This window comes from Methanosarcina spelaei (assembly GCF_002287235.1).
In the GTDB taxonomy this organism is placed as follows: Archaea; Halobacteriota; Methanosarcinia; order Methanosarcinales; family Methanosarcinaceae; genus Methanosarcina; species Methanosarcina spelaei.
In genome coordinates this window covers 24,582-42,716 of record NZ_LMVP01000157.1, presented here as the reverse complement: position 1 = coordinate 42,716, position 18,135 = coordinate 24,582, and the positions used below count along the sequence as shown (strand labels likewise).

At 40.0% G+C, this 18,135-nt stretch carries 17 protein-coding genes; 9 read left to right on the top strand and 8 right to left on the bottom strand.

Annotation, left to right across the window (positions count from 1 at the left end):
* On the top strand, positions 1-208 hold a 208-nt coding region (locus tag ASJ81_RS23280; RefSeq protein ID WP_212556063.1), incomplete at its 5' end, for a hypothetical protein.
* Positions 209-218: 10 nt separating this feature from the next.
* Here ASJ81_RS23280 and ASJ81_RS09470 read toward each other — a convergent pair.
* Positions 219-521: a hypothetical protein gene (locus ASJ81_RS09470; RefSeq protein ID WP_095644256.1), complete on the bottom strand. Its 303-nt coding sequence runs from the start codon at positions 519-521 to the stop codon at positions 219-221.
* Positions 522-1,002: 481 nt separating this feature from the next.
* Positions 1,003-1,365, bottom strand: coding sequence for a hypothetical protein (locus tag ASJ81_RS09460; protein ID WP_095644255.1), 363 nt, complete (start codon positions 1,363-1,365; stop codon positions 1,003-1,005).
* A gap of 628 nt (positions 1,366-1,993) precedes the next feature.
* Between ASJ81_RS09460 and ASJ81_RS09455 the strand changes: the two genes are divergently transcribed.
* From ASJ81_RS09455 to ASJ81_RS09440, 4 genes are all read left to right on the top strand, one after another.
* Positions 1,994-2,968, top strand: coding sequence for a C1 family peptidase (locus ASJ81_RS09455; RefSeq protein ID WP_095644254.1), 975 nt, complete (start codon positions 1,994-1,996; stop codon positions 2,966-2,968).
* Positions 2,969-3,224: 256 nt separating this feature from the next.
* Positions 3,225-3,491 (top strand): protease inhibitor I42 family protein, encoded by a 267-nt coding sequence (locus ASJ81_RS09450; protein ID WP_275112547.1) that lies wholly within the window; start codon positions 3,225-3,227, stop codon positions 3,489-3,491.
* A gap of 253 nt (positions 3,492-3,744) precedes the next feature.
* Positions 3,745-5,676, top strand: coding sequence for an SWIM zinc finger family protein (locus tag ASJ81_RS09445; RefSeq protein WP_095644252.1), 1,932 nt, complete (start codon positions 3,745-3,747; stop codon positions 5,674-5,676).
* A gap of 227 nt (positions 5,677-5,903) precedes the next feature.
* Positions 5,904-6,083, top strand: coding sequence for an indolepyruvate ferredoxin oxidoreductase subunit alpha (locus tag ASJ81_RS09440; RefSeq protein WP_048108218.1), 180 nt, complete (start codon positions 5,904-5,906; stop codon positions 6,081-6,083).
* Between the two features lie 83 nt (positions 6,084-6,166).
* Here the strand turns inward: ASJ81_RS09440 and ASJ81_RS09435 are convergent, their stop codons facing one another.
* From ASJ81_RS09435 to ASJ81_RS09425, 3 genes are all read right to left on the bottom strand, one after another.
* Positions 6,167-6,646 carry a DNA-deoxyinosine glycosylase gene (locus ASJ81_RS09435; RefSeq protein ID WP_095644251.1) on the bottom strand — a complete coding sequence of 160 codons (480 nt, stop codon included), beginning with the start codon at positions 6,644-6,646 and terminating at the stop codon, positions 6,167-6,169.
* Positions 6,647-6,954: 308 nt separating this feature from the next.
* Complete coding sequence (locus ASJ81_RS09430; RefSeq protein ID WP_095644250.1) at positions 6,955-7,746, bottom strand: helix-turn-helix transcriptional regulator; 792 nt, start codon at positions 7,744-7,746, stop codon at positions 6,955-6,957.
* A 148-nt stretch (positions 7,747-7,894) separates the two neighbouring features.
* The gene (locus ASJ81_RS09425) at positions 7,895-8,749 is read right to left on the bottom strand and encodes a helix-turn-helix transcriptional regulator (RefSeq protein WP_170943264.1); all 855 of its coding nucleotides are present in this window, start codon (positions 8,747-8,749) and stop codon (positions 7,895-7,897) included.
* Positions 8,750-9,847: 1,098 nt separating this feature from the next.
* On the opposite strand from ASJ81_RS09425, the gene mtaC reads away from it, so the two are divergent.
* Together mtaC and mtaB are read left to right on the top strand one after the other, a co-directional pair.
* Positions 9,848-10,624, top strand: a complete 777-nt coding sequence (gene mtaC / locus ASJ81_RS09420) for a methanol--corrinoid protein MtaC (RefSeq protein ID WP_095644249.1) — start codon at positions 9,848-9,850, stop codon at positions 10,622-10,624.
* 10 nt (positions 10,625-10,634) lie between these two features.
* Positions 10,635-12,020: a methanol--corrinoid protein co-methyltransferase MtaB gene (mtaB, locus tag ASJ81_RS09415; protein ID WP_095644248.1), complete on the top strand. Its 1,386-nt coding sequence runs from the start codon at positions 10,635-10,637 to the stop codon at positions 12,018-12,020.
* A 1,265-nt stretch (positions 12,021-13,285) separates the two neighbouring features.
* Here the strand turns inward: mtaB and ASJ81_RS09405 are convergent.
* Together ASJ81_RS09405 and msrB are read right to left on the bottom strand one after the other, a co-directional pair.
* Complete coding sequence (locus ASJ81_RS09405) at positions 13,286-13,930, bottom strand: HAD family hydrolase (RefSeq protein ID WP_095644246.1); 645 nt, start codon at positions 13,928-13,930, stop codon at positions 13,286-13,288.
* 400 nt (positions 13,931-14,330) lie between these two features.
* Complete coding sequence (gene msrB / locus ASJ81_RS09395; RefSeq protein ID WP_095644244.1) at positions 14,331-14,759, bottom strand: peptide-methionine (R)-S-oxide reductase MsrB; 429 nt, start codon at positions 14,757-14,759, stop codon at positions 14,331-14,333.
* 316 nt (positions 14,760-15,075) lie between these two features.
* On the opposite strand from msrB, the gene ASJ81_RS22750 reads away from it, so the two are divergent.
* Complete coding sequence (locus ASJ81_RS22750) at positions 15,076-15,216, top strand: hypothetical protein (protein WP_170943263.1); 141 nt, start codon at positions 15,076-15,078, stop codon at positions 15,214-15,216.
* A gap of 691 nt (positions 15,217-15,907) precedes the next feature.
* Positions 15,908-16,741, top strand: coding sequence for a head GIN domain-containing protein (locus tag ASJ81_RS09390; protein ID WP_170943262.1), 834 nt, complete (start codon positions 15,908-15,910; stop codon positions 16,739-16,741).
* A 105-nt stretch (positions 16,742-16,846) separates the two neighbouring features.
* Here ASJ81_RS09390 and ASJ81_RS09385 read toward each other — a convergent pair whose 3' ends face one another.
* Complete coding sequence (locus tag ASJ81_RS09385; protein ID WP_095644242.1) at positions 16,847-18,058, bottom strand: ABC transporter permease; 1,212 nt, start codon at positions 18,056-18,058, stop codon at positions 16,847-16,849.
* Between the last annotated feature and the right edge of the window lie 77 nt (positions 18,059-18,135).

Genomic DNA, 18,135 nt, shown 5'->3' with positions numbered 1-18,135 from the left:
AGATAGTTCTCAAGATAGTTCTCAAGATAGTTCTCAAGATAGTTCTCAAGATAGTTCTCAAGATAGTTCTCTAGATAGTTCTCAAGATAGTTCTCAAGATAGTTCTCAAGATAGTTCTCAAGATAGTTCTCAAGATAATTCTCAAGATAGAGTTCTCAAGATAGCCCGTATAACTTCTATATCGAAGGTTTTTACTGCTTGGGATTAGCTCCTCATTGTTACAGCCACGATCCACCACGACTGTAAGTCGTTGAATTCAGGACAACCAGCCAGTCAAAATCGGTGAAACTTTGAGGAGTTAGTGCGAAGTATATGGGATTTTTGATACTACTCGGGCGAGTAGGAATATCTGCAATTTTCGAGGCTGGAAGCCTTTGACCTCTATGGGTTGGAATCAACCTCATCGAATCCGGTGCATTAGTCAGCCGAGCTTCAAGAGTTCCTACTTCGGGCTGACCAATCCCATTCGCTTCGGAAACGCCCAGTGCCGAACTAATGACTGCATAATGCGTTCCAAACATCTCACTGAGATGAGATGCCGCAATCTACTATGCTAACATGTCACTGCCCAATTGCCATTATTTGAAAACAGAAGTAGTTTTGGGATTGGCTCACAATAAAACAAAAACTGTTTGGTCAAGGCAAGGAACTTTAAGGACTCAAAATCTGAAACTAAGTTTTTAGGATGAGCTGGTTAAGTTCTTAATCACTATTAGAGTCTGGTTGTTTTTCTGTGCATTACCTTCACTGCTTATAGGTGTAGTGGCTGATTGTAATCAGTAGGCCCGAGGGTTCGAATCCCTCTGGCGACTGTTTGTTTTTGGTTCAAAATCTGTTTTCGTAGACCATCAAGTAACGGAAATATCTGTTTACAAAATGAACTGTTAATTATGAGGTAAGCCTCCTCCTTCAGAAAGCTGCTTACTTTTCTCACAATATATAATAGTATGAAATGTCATAATGCTCCCATCTTGGCCTTACTGACTTTCATTGACTATTTCATCAGAATATTTCCTGCATAATATCTGCTTCTTTCGACATCTCGTTGATATACTTTCGATGTCCTACAAGTTCTGCAATGAGATAATCTCTTGCTTCTGATAACTCACGGACAAACGCATTCCGATGAGAAAGCAGTGCTGTAGCATCGGTTACTGACATGCGATCTTTCTCTTCTTTGAAGGAATCTCGTGAAAGAGATTCTATAACGTCGCTAAGTTTACACAATGCTTCTTCCAATAAAAGATCACATTCTTCTATTGAATTTACAATATATTCTTCAGTATATTCATCTATATTCTGATTCTTTTCAAATGTTATATATGAAGAGTGCATCACTGTACTTGCAGTTTCACTAATTGTCATTTACTACCATCCTATGGAAAACTAGCCACAATATAGAAAAGCATTACAATATATACAAAGTTTTCCATGGATTATGTTCAAATGTAAATCACTCATAAATGTAAAATATTGTGAGAAAATAATAGTTATTAATTGTGTACTGGAGGGATTACCAGTGAATCTCTGGATTTTCTTTAGAGTAGTGATATATTCTCGTTTTGGAAATATTAAGGACGGATAGGGAGAAAAATATATTTTTTCATTACTAAAAACAAAATATTAGATTAAGTTTAAAAATTAAAAAATTGTTGGAAAAAGTGAGTTTCAGAACACTGTTACGCAGGAATGTTTCAAAATAGTTATTATTTTTACTATTAATATAACATGTAGTAATTTATTTTATCTTTACTGCAATTAACCTGAGTTTATGTAATTGAATATCAAAAGGACTCTTTATTTTTAAAGTTGAATATCAGTTTTAGAAAGTAAGCCACTGGAACTTTTCATAAACCAATTATCAAAAATATCAGTTGATAAAATATTAAAATTGTGGATATATAAAGATCAAATCTGTAGTATGGAACAACAAAACTATTGGATAAATTAGTCATTGGTAATCTATAATAATTAAAATGAGTGGGGTAATAAAGTGATTGGTATAGCAGCTGCTTTCGAAAAGGTGAAGATTCCGGAAACTGGGGAAACTTTTTCAACTGGTTGGCTTCCTCCGTTGCCGGACTTAAGAGATTACACGGAAGGAACAACAGAAGAAGATACTAAAATTCCTGAAATGGCAGAAAAACTCGGGCTCCTGTCTTTCAAAACGAAATCTGAAGCTCCGGAGTTGCCTGCATCGGTAGACCTTCGAAACTGGTGTTCGCCAATTGAAAACCAGATGGATCTGGGTTCCTGTACTGCTCACGCAGGCGTAGGAGTGATTGAATATTTCCAGAGGCGGGCCTTTGGAAAACATATTGACGGGTCAAGGCTTTTTGTCTACAAAACGACAAGAAACCTGATGGGAGTTATAGGAGATACCGGAGCCTGGCTCCGAGATACTATGGCAGCTCTTGTTCTTTGCGGAGTTCCTCCTGAAAAATATCACCCTTATACTGACAGAAAAATCCCGGGGCCGGCAGGGGAACCAACCTTCGACGAAGAACCATCAAACTTTGTATATTCGCTTGCCGATAATTTTGAAGCCCTTAAGTATTTCTGCCATGATCCACAGGGTATGAATATCCTGCCTGCAGATGTTCTTTTTAGTGTAAAGAAGTACCTTGCGGCAGGAATACCTTCAATGTTCGGTTTTTTTGGTTTTCCCTCTTTCAACAATACAGATGTAAAAGGTGGAATTCCTTTCCCAGGTCCCAAAGAACAGGCAATATGGGGCCATGCAGTAGTTGCTGTCGGATATGACGATGATATAAAAATCAAAAACACTCTCAGCAACAAGGAAACCACTGGTGCTCTCCTGATTCGCAACTCATGGGGTACAGACTGGGGAGACCAGGGGTATGGCTGGCTGCCCTATGAATATGTCCTGAATAAGTTCGCAGTGGACTTCTGGTCTCTTATCTCAATGAACTGGATTGACACAGGAAACTTCGGACTTAAACTCTGACGGTTCCACAAATAGCGAGTTTTAAAAAATCTTTAATCAAGATTACCTCCTACACACATATGTTGCCTCGTGTCAAAAATAGAGCCTGGTGAGAAGGTATGGTGCCAAATGCAAAATGTAAATTTTGCGGAGATGGTTGAGGATGCAGCTTGGATGCAGCTTATGTGCCATTTTTTTTTAAAAATAGAAATTTGAATAAATTCCGGAGGAGTTTACGATTATACTGAACAATCAGGATTTTGGCCGTACTATAGAAGTGGAGGCTCAAAGTGTAGTGACTGTACGCCTTGATGAAAATCCCAGCACAGGCTACCGATGGGATGTAGAGACCATCGAAGGATTGGAAATAGTAGGTGACAGTTTTGAGAGAGCTGGAGATGCGATGGGGACAGGAGGTGTTCGAGTATTACAGTTTCGGTTATTGGAAAAAGGCTCTTATAGGCTTAGTATTAGAAAATGGCGTGATTGGGGAGGAGAAAATTCGATAATAGATCGCTTTTACGTTACTATTGTGGTGAAGTGAGTTTGAAATCTCATTAAATGCAGGTCAAAGAAAGAGTTCAAATCAAAGAATCAAGTTTAGGGATAAGTTTCCGGCATCTCTTTTTCAGTTTTAAGTCTAATTTCAGCAACTCTACACTAGCTAAGCAGTTAACATCCGGAAAACAAGATTTCGTCCTCAGCAATGTGGCTTGCAATTGAACTTCTAAAACACTGAATTATATCACAGAGACTATACGTTTATTTTTATATCCCTTTTATATAAATACTCATATATGCCAGAAGAAAGCAAAACTGCCCGGACCTTCAAGGAACTTAAATGGAGTGATCTCCAGGATTGGGCCGGAGGGAAAGCAACTGCAAAGGGGATCAAATACCAGGAAGAGGAGCGGGTAAAAGAAATAAAATGCACATCCTCAGGTAGTCTGGTAGCTCGGGTAGAGGGGACAATAGAGTATTTCACAGAAGTTTTCCTGAAAAACGGGAAACTAAGTTCGGTCTGTACCTGCCCTGTCGGACATGACTGTAAACACGGAGTTGCAGCCGTACTTGAGTATCTTGACCGTGTTGAGCAGGGAGAAGATTTACCTGTTGTTTCTGAGGAAGACACCCTTATTAAAAGATCCAGAAGAGGATTTGCAGGAACCGAAATTTCTGAAGCCTATGAGGCCGAAGATTCTTCAAAGATTCTCCGCGAGTATCTGGAAAAACTGGAAAAACGGGAATTAATTGAGATACTGACAACGTTTGCGAAAAAAGATAACATGCTTGGCAGGTATCTGAGAGACCGCCAGAACCTTGCAACCAAAAATCCGGAAGGAGTTATTGGGAGCATCTATTCCGAGTTGGATGAGCTCTGGAGAGAATTGAAGAGCTCTGATTCTGATTTCTGGAGTTACGAAGGCGAAGAAGTGCCTGATTTTTCAGAGGTACAGGTTCGGCTGGAAAGTCTCCTTGATTCAGGTCATCCTGATGAGATACTTGATATCGGAAAAGAGCTCATGGATAAGTATAAAGAAATTGAGGAGTATGATGACGAAGGGGATGTAGGAACACAAATTTCCGGCTGCATGGATGTTGTATTTAGAGCTTTATCTCAGTCCTCTCTTTCTGCACATGAGAAAATGCTTTACGCCCTTGAACTTGAGCTAAAAGACGATTATAGCATTCTTAATGAACCTTCTATCTGGAGAGAAACCTATGCTCAGGAAGAGTGGAAGCTATTTGCAAAAGCCTTGAAAGCCCGATTGCAGGAAGTTGAAACAGAAACAGATATCCTGTATGAGTCATCCTGGGAACGAGATTATGTTGTTGACAGGCTTATCGATGCCCTGAGAAAAGCTGGGCTTTCTGAAGAAATTATTCCGATCTCCGAACTCGAAGCCGAAAGGACAGGTAATTATACAAGGCTTGTCAGAGAACTGCTCGATTTCGGGCAAAAAAAGAGAGCAGAAGAATGGATTTATAGAGGAATCAAAAAACTGAGGGAATATAAACCTGGCACTGCCTACGAACTTTTGCAAACCCTTATTGAAATTAAAGAGAATGAGGAAAACTGGTCTTTTGTAGCTGCTCTTGAGACTGAAGAATTTTTCAGATTTCCACAACTATCCAGCTATATTCGGATGCAGAAAGCCGCTAGAAAGATTGGGAAATGGAAGGAAATCCGAGAGGCTGCTCTCCAGTACTTGAGACGTGGAAAGTTGCCAGCCAATCAGCCCAAAACTACAGAAGAATTTTCAATCCTTCCTGGCATTCTTCCAAAAACAGGGCTGCTAGATGCGGAACCGTTAGAAAAGATTAAACCTCCTATCCTTGACCTGTTGATACAGATAGCTATTCAAGAAGATGAGGCTGACGAGGTAATTCACTGGTATGGAGAGCTTAAAAGTGGCAAAGGCGAAGCTGAAAAAACCAGAAGATTCACCTTGGAAGAAGAAATTGCAAATGCTGTAAAGGACAAATATCCTGAGGTTGCGATCGGAATCTGGAAAAACATTGCAGAAGACTTGATCTCCAAAACAAAAGTAAGCTCATATGAAGAAGCATCAATGTACCTCCGAAAAATAAAGGAGACATTGGAATCTATTGGAAATACTGAAGAATGGGAGGCTTATCTCAGGCAGATTCGAGAAGCCAACAGGCTCAAGAAGAAGTTGCTTGAAATTCTGGATCGGCTGGAAAAAACTCGAATTATTGGCAAGTGAAAAAAGAACAGAAAAAACTTTGCCTGGAAAATGGTTGAAAATGATATGCTCAGATTTATATATTTAAAATGACATAATTAAAAATAGGTTCAGGGTAACCTGGGCTTCAGACTAATTTAGACTCTAAATCTCGTATATGCTTTAAAAACACTGATCCAAAATACTGATCTGAATAGAATAACATAAGAAAAGTATAAAAAAGGTTGGAAAAATAAAGGAGCAATAAGATGCCAGCAAAAGTCAAGAAAGAAGAATGTACAGGCTGTGGAACCTGTGTAGAAGAGTGTCCTGTAGAAGCAATTATTATCGATGAGGACGAAGGTTGTGCGGTCGTAGACGAAGAAGAATGTGTAGACTGCGGAGCCTGTGAGGAAGTTTGCCCCATACAGGCTATAGAAGTCAAATAACCTGAAAAGGTTGAAATTATACAAAGTTTACTCTATTAACGAAAAATATTCAAAAGAGTGGGAGATAGTTAGGTAAGAATGGTCTAACAGCGCTTGAAAGCTGCTTCCCATTCTGATTTTCTACTATTTAAAGATCGCCGGTTTGCTCCGCTTGACGAGGGGAGGACTTTTGTTTCATATCCCATTGCTTTTATAATCGGTTCGTATTCTCCGGATTTTTTCCCGTTAAAAAGGACAAGTTTCAGGTTCGGAGCCATGTCTTTCAGTACTGAAAATTGGTTTATTTCTTCGTCCTTTATCTTTGTATCCTCGCTTCCTTTCCTTTTTCCGGCTTTGAAAACATCCCAGAGCCCTATTTTATTGCGCTTCAGAGTTTCAAGCCGATTTTGATAACTCATGTTCTGGAGGTCTTCTCCGATAATATTGCCAAGCAGCCTCCAGAAATCGTTGCCCGGATGACCGTAGTATTGATGTTTCTTGATAGAAACATCTCCTGGAAGAGACCCGAAAATCAGGATTTCAGTATTTTCGCCAACGACTGCTGGGAAACCTTGCTTTTTCATTGCTTAAATAAGCTGGAACTTAGATTATTTTAAGTTTTGGGGACGAAAAAGACTAAATTAGCTGAAAACTAAATTAGCTGAAAACTAAACTGATCAAAAATTAAACCGATCAAAAATTAAACCGATCAAAAATTAAACCGATCAAAAATTAAACTGATCAAAAATTAAACTGATCAAAAATTAAACTGATCAAAAATTAAACTGATCAAAAATTAAACTGATCAAAAATTAAACTGATCAAAAATTAAACTGATCAAAAATTAAACTGATCAAAAACTAAACTGATCAAAAACTAAACTGATCAAAAACTAAATTTGAGTTATTTGTTCGGACAGGTCTTTGTAATAGTTAATAAGTTCTTGACCCCAGACAAGGGCGCTTTTCTCAAAACTTATCATTTCATGGTTATAGTATCTTCCTTCCTTAGAGATCATGGACAGCGAGATAAAGCGATCTGTAACAATGCTGGAAGCAAGCTCAATTTTCTGGTCGCAGACAAAAAGGTGCGCATTTTCCATGTTTAAGAACTCTTTTACATCTGCCCTGTAGTCAGAAATTAGTCTTTCACATATCTGTCTTTCCAGGACAAGCGAGACCTCGATGCCTTTTTTTGCAAGGTCCAGGTAGAGGCTCGGATATCCAGGGCGGAAAATTGAAGAAATTTCCGTAACTGTTCTGGACTTGTAAAGAGGGTCCATAATCTCAGGAGGGTAATCAAAAATATGGGTTCTCTCAGGTAAAAGTTCCTTACAGCTACCAAGTTCTCCGATTCGGTCCAGCAAGTGAGGAGGAAGAGTCCGCAAGTTCTGCCTTGCCCAATAGTCATGGTTTTCGTCAAAGACCTGGAAAGTGGCGAGAAGAGGTTCCATTTTTGGGATAATAAGCTTTCCTTTTACAGAGAGACAATAGCTGTCTCCTTTTTGCACCAGCATCCCTTCTTTAAGCAGGATTCGGATCTGGGCCATTATTGGGCTAGAACTGACTTTAAGCCCTTTCTTAATTTCTTCAATTGTCTTTGGCCCATCCTTCAGGAGTAAAAGCAAATTTTTCCTCTTATCCGAAAAAAAAATTGTATCTATTAACTGAAGTTCTGTACTCATTCAATTTAGCCTCCGAAAAGGAAGTCTGAAGCGGTTCTGGAGCGTGATTGTGAAGACTTATGTCTGTACAAATTGCCTTATCAACTGGCTTACAAGCTGCTTTGCAAATTGCCTTATAAACTACTTTGCAAACCTGTTGCTTTGTTTATCAGTTAAGGCTGAACAGCATGGATTCCTGAAGAGCTTCGCTCTCGGCTGTACTAATAAAATTATCAATATATTGTTCGTTCTCGATTTGCCAGGCTCTAGACTTACAAAACTCTATTAATTCTTTTGCCCAGTTTATGGCTTCAGGTTCGGAACAGGACATGTATTCATAATAAAATCTCCCGTTGTTGTCAAAGAGAGAAATTATCATGCCATGGTCTGAGACCATAAGTTCAGCCAGCTTGACCCCGTCATTACAGACAAAAAGTTCGGTATTTTGCATTGTGGCAAGTTTTCTTACTTTCTTTTGATAATTCTGCATAATTTTTTCGAGTACTGACTCTGTGAAAATAAGGGTAACATCTGACTCCAGTCTTCCAAGCCTGGTGTAAAGTGGAAGGAACTCAGGCCTGTAGAAAGACGAAAATACCATCAGATAACGTGATGAGGAGAAGAAATTCAAAAGTTCCGTACTCGGCTCAAAAATCTGGCTAGGATCAGGTTCAACCAGCTTGCAGTCCTTTAAGTCTCCTATTCTGTCGAGGAGATACTTAGGAATTCCACTTAGATCGTGTTCGATCCAGTAATTGTCTTGTTCGAGTAAAGTAAGGACCTTGACAAGGGATTGGACTTTTTTAAAGACCTGGTCTCCCATATCTGTCAATTCGTAGTTGCCATTTTTTTGAATTACAAGGTCACTGTCTGTAAGCCTTTTGATCTGGGGTAAGATAGCCGTGGGAGAAACATCAAGAAGGGTCTTAATTTCTTCCATTGTTCTTGGTTTCTCTCCCAAGAGTAAAAGGAGGTCTCTTCTTTTCTGGGAACGAAATACTACATCTATTAACTCATGTTGCATTCAAACCACTTCTATCGCGTTTTGATATATTAATATGAAATCTACGTATCATGTGACACTAAAATCTCCACACAAAGACAGATGTAAATTCGAGTTTCATTCTGACTTTGTACGACCTGAATAGGAAGAAGCGTTTGTGCCATACATTGAGATTCGATATATCCATTTATATAAAAGAGTTTGGATTAATAATTTTAAACGTGAAGGCGTCTTAATAATATAATTCAAGTAGTCTTAAACTAATTCCTGATTATCCTAAAAACGGTAGCATTAGGTACACTTTGAAGTTGCCAGTATCTTAAATGGCAGAATAATCAAGTTATGTAAAGCTGAAAGATGACAGTATGATCATTGAAATTTTTGATAGGCTTTATCTGAATAATCACACTGTTTAAAGAACTTTGATATTTTTTCTCTTCCACGTATCTAATACCTGACTCTAATATTTTATTTTAGTAACTTGCTCTAATACCTCCTAACAACTTGCTCTAATGCCTCACTCTAATACCTCATTCTAACAACTTGCTCTAATGTCTCACTCTAATACCTCATTCTAACAACTTGCTCTAACATACCATTCTAATAACTCGTTCTGACAGCTTGTTCTAACAACTCACTCATCTAAAAGGCTAGATACCTTGTACTATCGAATTTCACTTCAAAAATTTAGTATCAATATCTCTGGATAAATGAAAGCGTAATATTTCAGGGTAAAAAGCTTCACAATTGATTCAAAATTTTAGACCCAATATTGCACTATAAAAACCGGGAAAAAATTTCCATCGGTTATGGTATATGTGATAATCTCCCCTAATAATGCTGTAAAGACGTGTCAGCATTAGCAGACACGAAATCAATCAAAAAGGAAAAGTTCCGGTGAAAAGAAAAAATTCTTTCGCTGGTAGATCCTGAGGATAATCTGAAGATAGAATTCTATAGAATGGATTATCTGCAGATTTTTCCAGGGCTGAGTACCTTCGAAAGAAATGATTTCACGGAGGTAAAGCCGGAACCTCACGACACCGAACATATCCGGGACTGCAGACCCGGTAACGGTAGAGACCTTTTTGCTAAAAACCAAGACGGAGGTTTAAAAATATGTTGGACTTTACAGAGGCAAGTCTGAAAAAAATTTTAACCAGATACAATGTGGCTCTGGAAAAGGCAATGACGCCTGAAGAAGCCGCAGAAGAAATCTATCCTAAGGACGAACTGATTTATCCGATCGCAAAGGCCATCTTCGAAGGAGAAGAAGATGACGTTATCGAGGGTCTCCAGGCCGCAATCGATGCAGGCAAGGACCCAATTGCTCTTATCGATGACGCTCTCATGGTCGGTATGGGCGTTGTCACAAGGCTCTACGATGAAGGTATAATCTTCCTTCCAAATGTCATGATGTCCGCTGACGCCATGCTCGATGGTATCGAATTCTGTAAGGAAAACTCCGAAACTGCTCCTGTGACCAAGGGTACCGTTGTCTGCCACGTCGCAGAAGGTGACGTGCACGACATCGGAAAGAACATTGTTACCGCTCTCCTCAGGGCAAACGGCTACGATGTAGTTGACCTTGGAAGGGACGTCCCTGTGGACGAAGTTATCAATGCAGTAATTGCAAACAAGCCCCTCATGGTTACAGGTACTGCACTCATGACCACCACTATGTATGCATTCAAGGAAGTTAACGACAAGCTCCTCGAGAAAGGATATAAGATTCCGTTCGCATGCGGTGGCGGTGCAGTTAACCAGGACTTCGTATCCCAGTTTGCACTTGGTGTATATGGAGAAGAAGCCGCTGATGCCCCCAAGATTGCTGATGCAATCATCGCAGGTACCACAGATGTCGCAACATTAAGAGATAAATTCCACAAGCACTGAGGTGAGTTAAATGGCAGCAAAAAGATACACTTCAATGGCATACGCAAGCGCAGACGAAATGACTTTCGGCGTATCCAAGTACCCTGTAAAGGCAGGTCTCGACCTCGAGATCGGTGCAGGTTACACAATTCCTGAAATTAACTACGCTCCGAGACCTGAAGCTGGGTCATCCAAAGAAAAACTCATAAAGGAATACCAGCGGATCACAACCGATATTATGGAAAGGATGGTCCAGGTCGGTTTTCCAGCAGTTATCCTTGAAACCGAGCACGTTCAGCAGATGTCCAACAACCCCTCCTGGGGAGCAGAAGTTGCACACGCCCAGAAAACCATCATGGAAGAATACCATGATGAATACGGCATAAAGTGTGCACTCCGCCACACTATCGGTGACATCCGTGAGAACAGGGATTTCCTCCAGCTCAGAGGCGACAAGTACTCTGTTTTCCTCGAAGCCTTCGAAGAATGTGCCAAAGCAGGTGCTGACCTTCTAGCCGTAGAGAGCATGGGTGGTAAGGAAGTTTTCGACTATGCAGTTCTCAGGAACGACATCGCTGGTATGCTATACGGTATCGGATGTCTGGGCTCCATTGATATGGAAATGATCTGGTCCGATATTGCAGCAATTGCAAAGAAAACCGGAACTGTAGCCTCAGGTGACACAGACTGTGCCCAGGCAAACACCGCAATGTTCATCGGCGGCGGACTGCTCAACAAGAACCTCGCCCACACCCTTGCAGTTCTTGCAAGAGCAATTTCTGCTCCCAGGTCCCTCGTCGCATACGAATGCGGTGCAGTCGGTCCAGGTAAGGACTGCGGATATGAAAACGTTATCATCAAAGCCATCACAGGTATGCCGATGACCCAGGAAGGTAAGACCTCCACCTGCGCTCACTCTGACGTAATGGGTAACCTCATTATGCAGTGCTGTGACTGCTGGTCCAACGAGTCTGTTGAGTACCACGGTGAATTCGGCGGTACAACTGTCCAGTGCTGGTCCGAAACTCTGGCATACGACTGCGCCCTCATGAATACCGCTCTTGAAACCAAGAACGAAAAAGTTCTCAGGGACCTCTTCATGCTCTCCGACAGGTACAGAGACCCACAGTCCTACGTGCTTGCATACGACAACGCATACAAGGTCGGCCAGGCAATTGTCAAGGACGGAGACAACATCTACCTCAGAGCAAAGAACGCTGCAGTCGAATGTTGCAACATTGTCAACGAAGGTGCAGCTGGCAAGCTCGAGCTCTCTAGGTTCGAAGCCAAAGCCCTCGCAGACGCAAAGGCAGCTCTCGAAGTTCTTCCAGACGACATGGACAAGTTCATGGACGACTGTCTTACAAAGTACAAGAGTGAAGTTAAAGTCTTCCTGCCGGAGAACTACGGCTTCTAAGCCGAACTCTCCGACTCTCTTTTTCTTTTTTTGATTTGTTCTGAATCAGCAAAATCTTAGTGTTTCTCGTAGTCTTTAATTTGTTTTGTATGTTATTTTTCATTCCTCCTATTTTCTGCTCCTGTATAATTCAATTTAACTTTACACGTGAGCGCTTGCATTTTTAATTTACAGAGTTTATACTCACAAGCTTTCTCCACTTGATCATACCGCAACCGTTTACCCGCAACCGTTGGGCCGCAACCGTTGCGCCGGTTGATCACGCCGTCGCGATGTTTTAGATTTAGCAGTGATTTTCGGTCAAGCCTTTTTGAAAAGGCTTGTGATCACGCCTATAGGGTCAGAGGATAAGTTTTTCAAAATCTAAACGTTACTTAAGTTTTCGGTCAAGCCTTTTTTGAAAAGGCTTGCGGTCAAGCAGTTTTTTCAAAAGGTTTGCGGTTAAGCCTTTTAAAAAAAATTGCTTGAGAACTCAGGGATAACTATTCTGATGTTTGATAAATTAATTAAAAAGAAAAACAGTATAAAGTAACATGTAAGATAAATTAAGTAGCGTAAGTCTAAATATCGTAAAAATAATTCTAAGGAATAAATTACATTCATAAAGAATAAGAATATATCTAATTTAATAATTACATAGAAAAAAAGAAAAAACATATATATATGGGAGAACTATCTATAGTTAGTAGCGTGGGACAAAAAAATATACGAACAGACCAAAAACCGTGCCATCAATGAGGAGTTTAAATAACTCTCCCATGTTACTCTTTCTTCTTTTAATTTTAAACTCTTAAAATAATCCAGTTTTAGGGTAGTAAGTTTTTTGTAGATGGAAGTTTTTTCAGCAATTTCGCAATAGTTTCTAATTTTGAATTGTTTCTAATTTTGAATTGTTTCTAATTTTGAATTGTTTCTAATGTGAATTGTTTCTAATGCTGAACTTTAACCTTTTTTTTCAAGAAAGAACTCCTAATGGTTGTATACGGAACAGTCACTTGAGGTGATCAGTTTTACGGATGTTCAGTTGTTCTACATCTCCTGAGGTCTTACTCGAATTTATTCGAGAAGTTATCGAAGATATGGAAGATACAGAAATAAAATCGAGAGATTGCGAAGACTTGCCAGAGAATTGGACGGACCTCGTGCTGCAAGAGAAAAGCTTGAAAAAAAATTTAACAGGAAAAATTTGTGAAAAATCTCTCCTGTTTCTGCAATATTCCTCTGCAAATCCGGCTGAGTGAAGAAATAATCAGGAAAAACCATAATCATTTTGCAATGAGGCTTTTCAGATATTTGAAAAGGGCAGCATGGTCTTCTAGCACGAGATCTGCATGTTCTATCTTTTCAGGCTCAAGCATACTCGCAACTGCAACACAATAAAGCCCTGCTCTCTTGGCAGCAGTTATCCCCAAAGGTGCATTTTCAATTACTATGCACTCATTCTTTGTCAGGTCAAGTTTCTCAAGGGCTTTGAGGTAAGGGTCAGGATTCGGTTTTCCACGTTCAAGGTCACTCCCGGTAATTATGACATCAAAATAGTTAGAAAAATACTTATTGACAATTTTGTTTACTGTATCATTGTGTGACCCTGAAACCAGAGCAAGTTTGAAGTGTCGTTTCAATACCTCAAGGCAATTCATAATACCTTCATAAGGCTTTATCCGGTCAAATTCCAGGGCCTCCCGCTTCTTTTCAGGCAGTTGCTCTAAATGCCAGGGTTCAGGCTCTTTTCCGGCCTTTTCGAAAATTAATTCAATTAATTTTTTGTTGTTTGAGCCTTCAAGTTCATAAATATCTTCCCTGGTAATGTTAATACCAACTTCCTTAAAGGTTTTAACCCAGGCTTCGGCCTGGAAAGGCATGGAGTCCACAAGCACTCCATCCACATCAAAAATTATTGCTTTTAACATCTATTCAATAGATTGTTATAATCTATAATAAATATTATGAAAATCGAAGTTTAGTAAAATCTCTATATAGATATATATTAGGCTGTGATGGCTTTATTATTTTTGGGTTAATCTCTTTTTTACTTTCTTTTTGAATACTTATCATACAGGATTCCCCCCAACCAGTACCCTACAAGGGCAAAAATGAGTGTGCCTGGAGCATAAATTGAAAGCCCTAACCCCTTAACGGAAAGAAATACATTAAAAAATAAAATATAGGAAATTAAGAAGATAAGAAATCCAATTATCTCGGCGTGTATTTTTGCTGGTTTCAAGTTTTACCTTACCTTCCTCTTCCAAACTTGTAAATCTGTGAATCCTGAAATCAAGCTTTTTGAAAAATACTTGACCAAAAAACTTCTCATTTTTCTTCCGTTTTCTTACCTTCTTCCCCTTCTTTCTTGAAATTAAGAGAAACGGAGTTAATGCAGTAGCGTTTTCCGGTTGGTGCAGGACCGTCTTCAAATACATGACCTAGATGACTTCCGCAGCGGGAGCATACTACTTCTATCCTGTTCATGAAATAGCTAGTGTCCTCTTTAAGCCTTACCTTGTCACTGGAGATTACATCGTAAAAACTTGGCCAACCGGTTCCGGATTCGAACTTGGTGCCCGAGGAAAAGAGTTCTTGCCCGCAGGCAGCACAGGTGTAAACTCCTTTTTCCTTGTTATAGTACAGATTGCCGGAAAAGGGACTTTCCGTACCTTTCTTTCGCAGGACGTGATATTGTTCAGGAGTAAGTACTTTTTTCCATTCTTCTTCAGATTTTTCACCCACTTTCTGTTCCATTTGTGAACCCCCTTTGTATATGATTTAGTTGTTCCAGCGATATTACTATTTTTTGAGTCCTTTATATTTTTTGCAGCAGTCTTTGAAGTTATCGTTTTTAAACAAATTAACCCTGGAAAGTTTACTCTGCCTTTTTATTTTCTAGTGCATCGATTCCAAAGTATGTCAGAAATGAATTTTTTGAAAACCACTGAAAGCACGGAAGACACGGAAATCAGTAGTAAAGGCGTGTTTCTTCCGTGCTTTCCATGGTTTGTAATATCCAGATAGAATCACATGCGACAGGCTGCGTTCTGTTTTCCCTCCGGAATTTGGATTGGGGCAGGTCTGCTATGGAGCGGTTAAAGCCAAAAAAGAGCCCATTGAGCGTGGGAAAGTGCTCATCAAGATAGGTTTTGGGCTCTTTATTCTGGTTCTCATAATCTTCAAGCTCTTTTTCCAGTATAAGCCGATTTGAAAGCTCAATACTTTAATCTGGCCTATTTAAGGCTATATACACTTAAAAGCCTTTAAGAAATATAGTTTTTAGCTCTTTCTTGACTTATTCATTCAGAGAAGGCTTGTAATTCCTTTCTTTCTGTAATGCCGTAACTTACAGTTATTTCCAGTAAAAATACGGCTAAAGAATAGTATTTTTGGACAGAGCTCCCTGTAAGTATTTGCCTGCAAGATCTCATCTAAAAAAGTTTTTAATATTTTGGATAACAATTTTCATTTGAAATTTTCGTTTAGTGGTATAAATGGAGCTTTCACAATACATAGCCAGGGGAGATTATACATGCTCCTCACCAAAATTTGCGGTTTTTAGGAAGGTTAATTGGATTTTAACCTGAAAAGAAATGGTAATTTTTTTGGAAACACTACTATCTTAGTTAATTGTCTGAAAAAAGGAGGAATAAGTTCCAGTTTGGTAGTGAATTTAAGAGGACCCTATTACTCTTATTCAGTTAAAAACTCCGAGGTAAGGCATCAGTTCTTATGCTGCTCTTTAAAACCCTGATTCAAAATGAGCTAGAATAAAAACTCGAAGAAAACATACTATGAGTATGTACTCCATGACTCCGCTCTTCGCTTCTATCAGGATATGAGGGTGCCTAAAAGGAACGATGTCAAAAGAAAAGGGACAAAGGTATGAGGGAGATAGAGATATGACCGGAAATGAGAAGGGAATGAAAAAACGGCTTGAAAGGGCAGGAAAAGTAAGATGGGAAAAAATATCGATTGGGAAAATGAAAGGAAAAGTGAGCGTAACCAAGCCTGCAGGGACTTCTGTTTTTCTCCTGGGAATCCTATTGCTGGCTGTGGTGATGGCTGAAAGCGGATGTACGGACTATGATTGCGAACGTGGCTCAGGAAATGTGGAAACTATAACCCGTAGCATTGAACCTTTTCACAGCTTGGATTCACGTATTTCAGGAAACGTATTTATTGAGCAAGGGGACAGCAGCCTTAGAATCGAAGCAGAAGATAACATCCTGCCCCTCCTGGAGACCAGCGTGGAAAACGGAGTTCTGGTAATCAATGCGAAAAAATGCATCCGCCCCCAGAAAACTATTAAGATCTATGCAGGGATGGAAGAAGTCCGGAGCCTTTCCCTCAGTGGCTCGGGGGATATTATAGGAACTACGCCGATTGATTCCGAAAACCTGGATCTCGCAATCACAGGTTCAGGTAATATCAAACTGGAGACAAATGCCAGCTCTCTGAAGAGCCTGATTTCCGGTTCTGGGGGTGTCCTCCTGAAAGGCAATACCTCTTCACATGAAATAAATATAGAAGGTTCGGGAAGTGTTGATGCTCCTGAACTCAGGACCGAGATGACCAGAGTAAGTATCAGGGGTGCGGGAAATGCAAATGTCTACGCGGACCGGAAACTTGACACTAATATAAGCGGAAGTGGAAATGTATTCTATGGAGGGGACCCGGATGAGTGCAACACGCAGGTTTCAGGCAGCGGCAAAGTCACAAATAAAGGCAGATAAATTAAAAGCAGATAAATCATCAAGTAAATAAATTAAATAAATCATTGGATAAAAATTCGTTAATGATTTTTAAATTAAATTATTCATTTCAATTTTTGCTGAATTTTACTCGTGCCTTAGTGAGTCTATAGGCTTCATTTTTGCGGCTTTTCTTGCAGGGTAGACACCTGAGACAAAACCTACGAAAACAGCCACGAAGAACCCGGCTGCAATGAGGCTGAACGGAAAGACGACAGGCAGTTTGAGGAGAGTTTCAACGCTGTACGCACCTGCTATTCCTACCGTACTACCAAGGAGTCCTCCGAAAACTCCTAGCAGAATTGATTCTATCATGAAAAGGAAAAGAATGTCAAAGCCTGTAAATCCAAGGGATTTGAGCACTCCTATTTCCCTTGTCCTTTCAGTTACGCTTACGAGCATGATATTCATGATCCCTATCGAGCCAACCAGCAGCGAGATTAGCGCAACGGCTGTCAGGAAAGAACTTAGGGCTGCTGCCATCATATCTGTCTGTTCAAGTACTTCTGCCTGATTGAGGAGATAATAAGGTCGCGAATCTTTATCTTCAAATTCCCTTTCGGAAATACCGAAATTTCGGGCAAGGCGCTTGTCAACTTCATCAGCTGTCCCCTTAACCGTTGCAGGGTCATCAGCCATTGCAAAAACCCCACCATAATCTTTTTCACCAAGAATCTCGTTCATGACATCTATCGGGATAATAACGGCTTCGTTATCGTCATATGCCTGGATAACAGTGTTTTCCGGGTTCTGAATTATTGCCTTAACTTTAAAGGTCTTTGTAACTTTTTCATCTTCTCCAACTCTGAAGGTTATGTTTATGGAGTTCCGAGCCGAGATGTTTCTGTCGAATTTCTCGTTTGCAACCTTGTATCCGATAACCGCCACGTACCCATCGTTGTCAGTGATAAAGTCTCCTTTCTGAAGTTTTGTGTTTGCCACTTCATCATAAGATTTGCCGACTCCGCTAACTAAAATGTTTTTGGTTTCGGACATGTACGTGACTTCTGCAGTTTGTGACTTCAAGGGCGAAACTCCCAAAATCCCGGGTGTGTTCTCAACGATCTTCAATTCATTGTCATAAAATATCTTGGGTTGCATTCCCTGAATATAAATGAAATTCGATCCTATATTAGTCACTTCGTTTGTAAAATGCTGGTTGAAGCTCGCTCCGAGAGACACATTTGCAATTACGGCTGCAACTCCTATGACGATTCCAAGCACTGTTAGGGTCGAACGCAGCTTTGCACTTTTAATGCTTCCAAACGCGAGTTTTCCTGCACTGAAAAGGGGGATCATAAATGTAACTCCTTTTTACAGATTTTATAGGGAAAGGCTGGAGGAAGTGTAGAATTATGGATCCGGATGAAATTGAT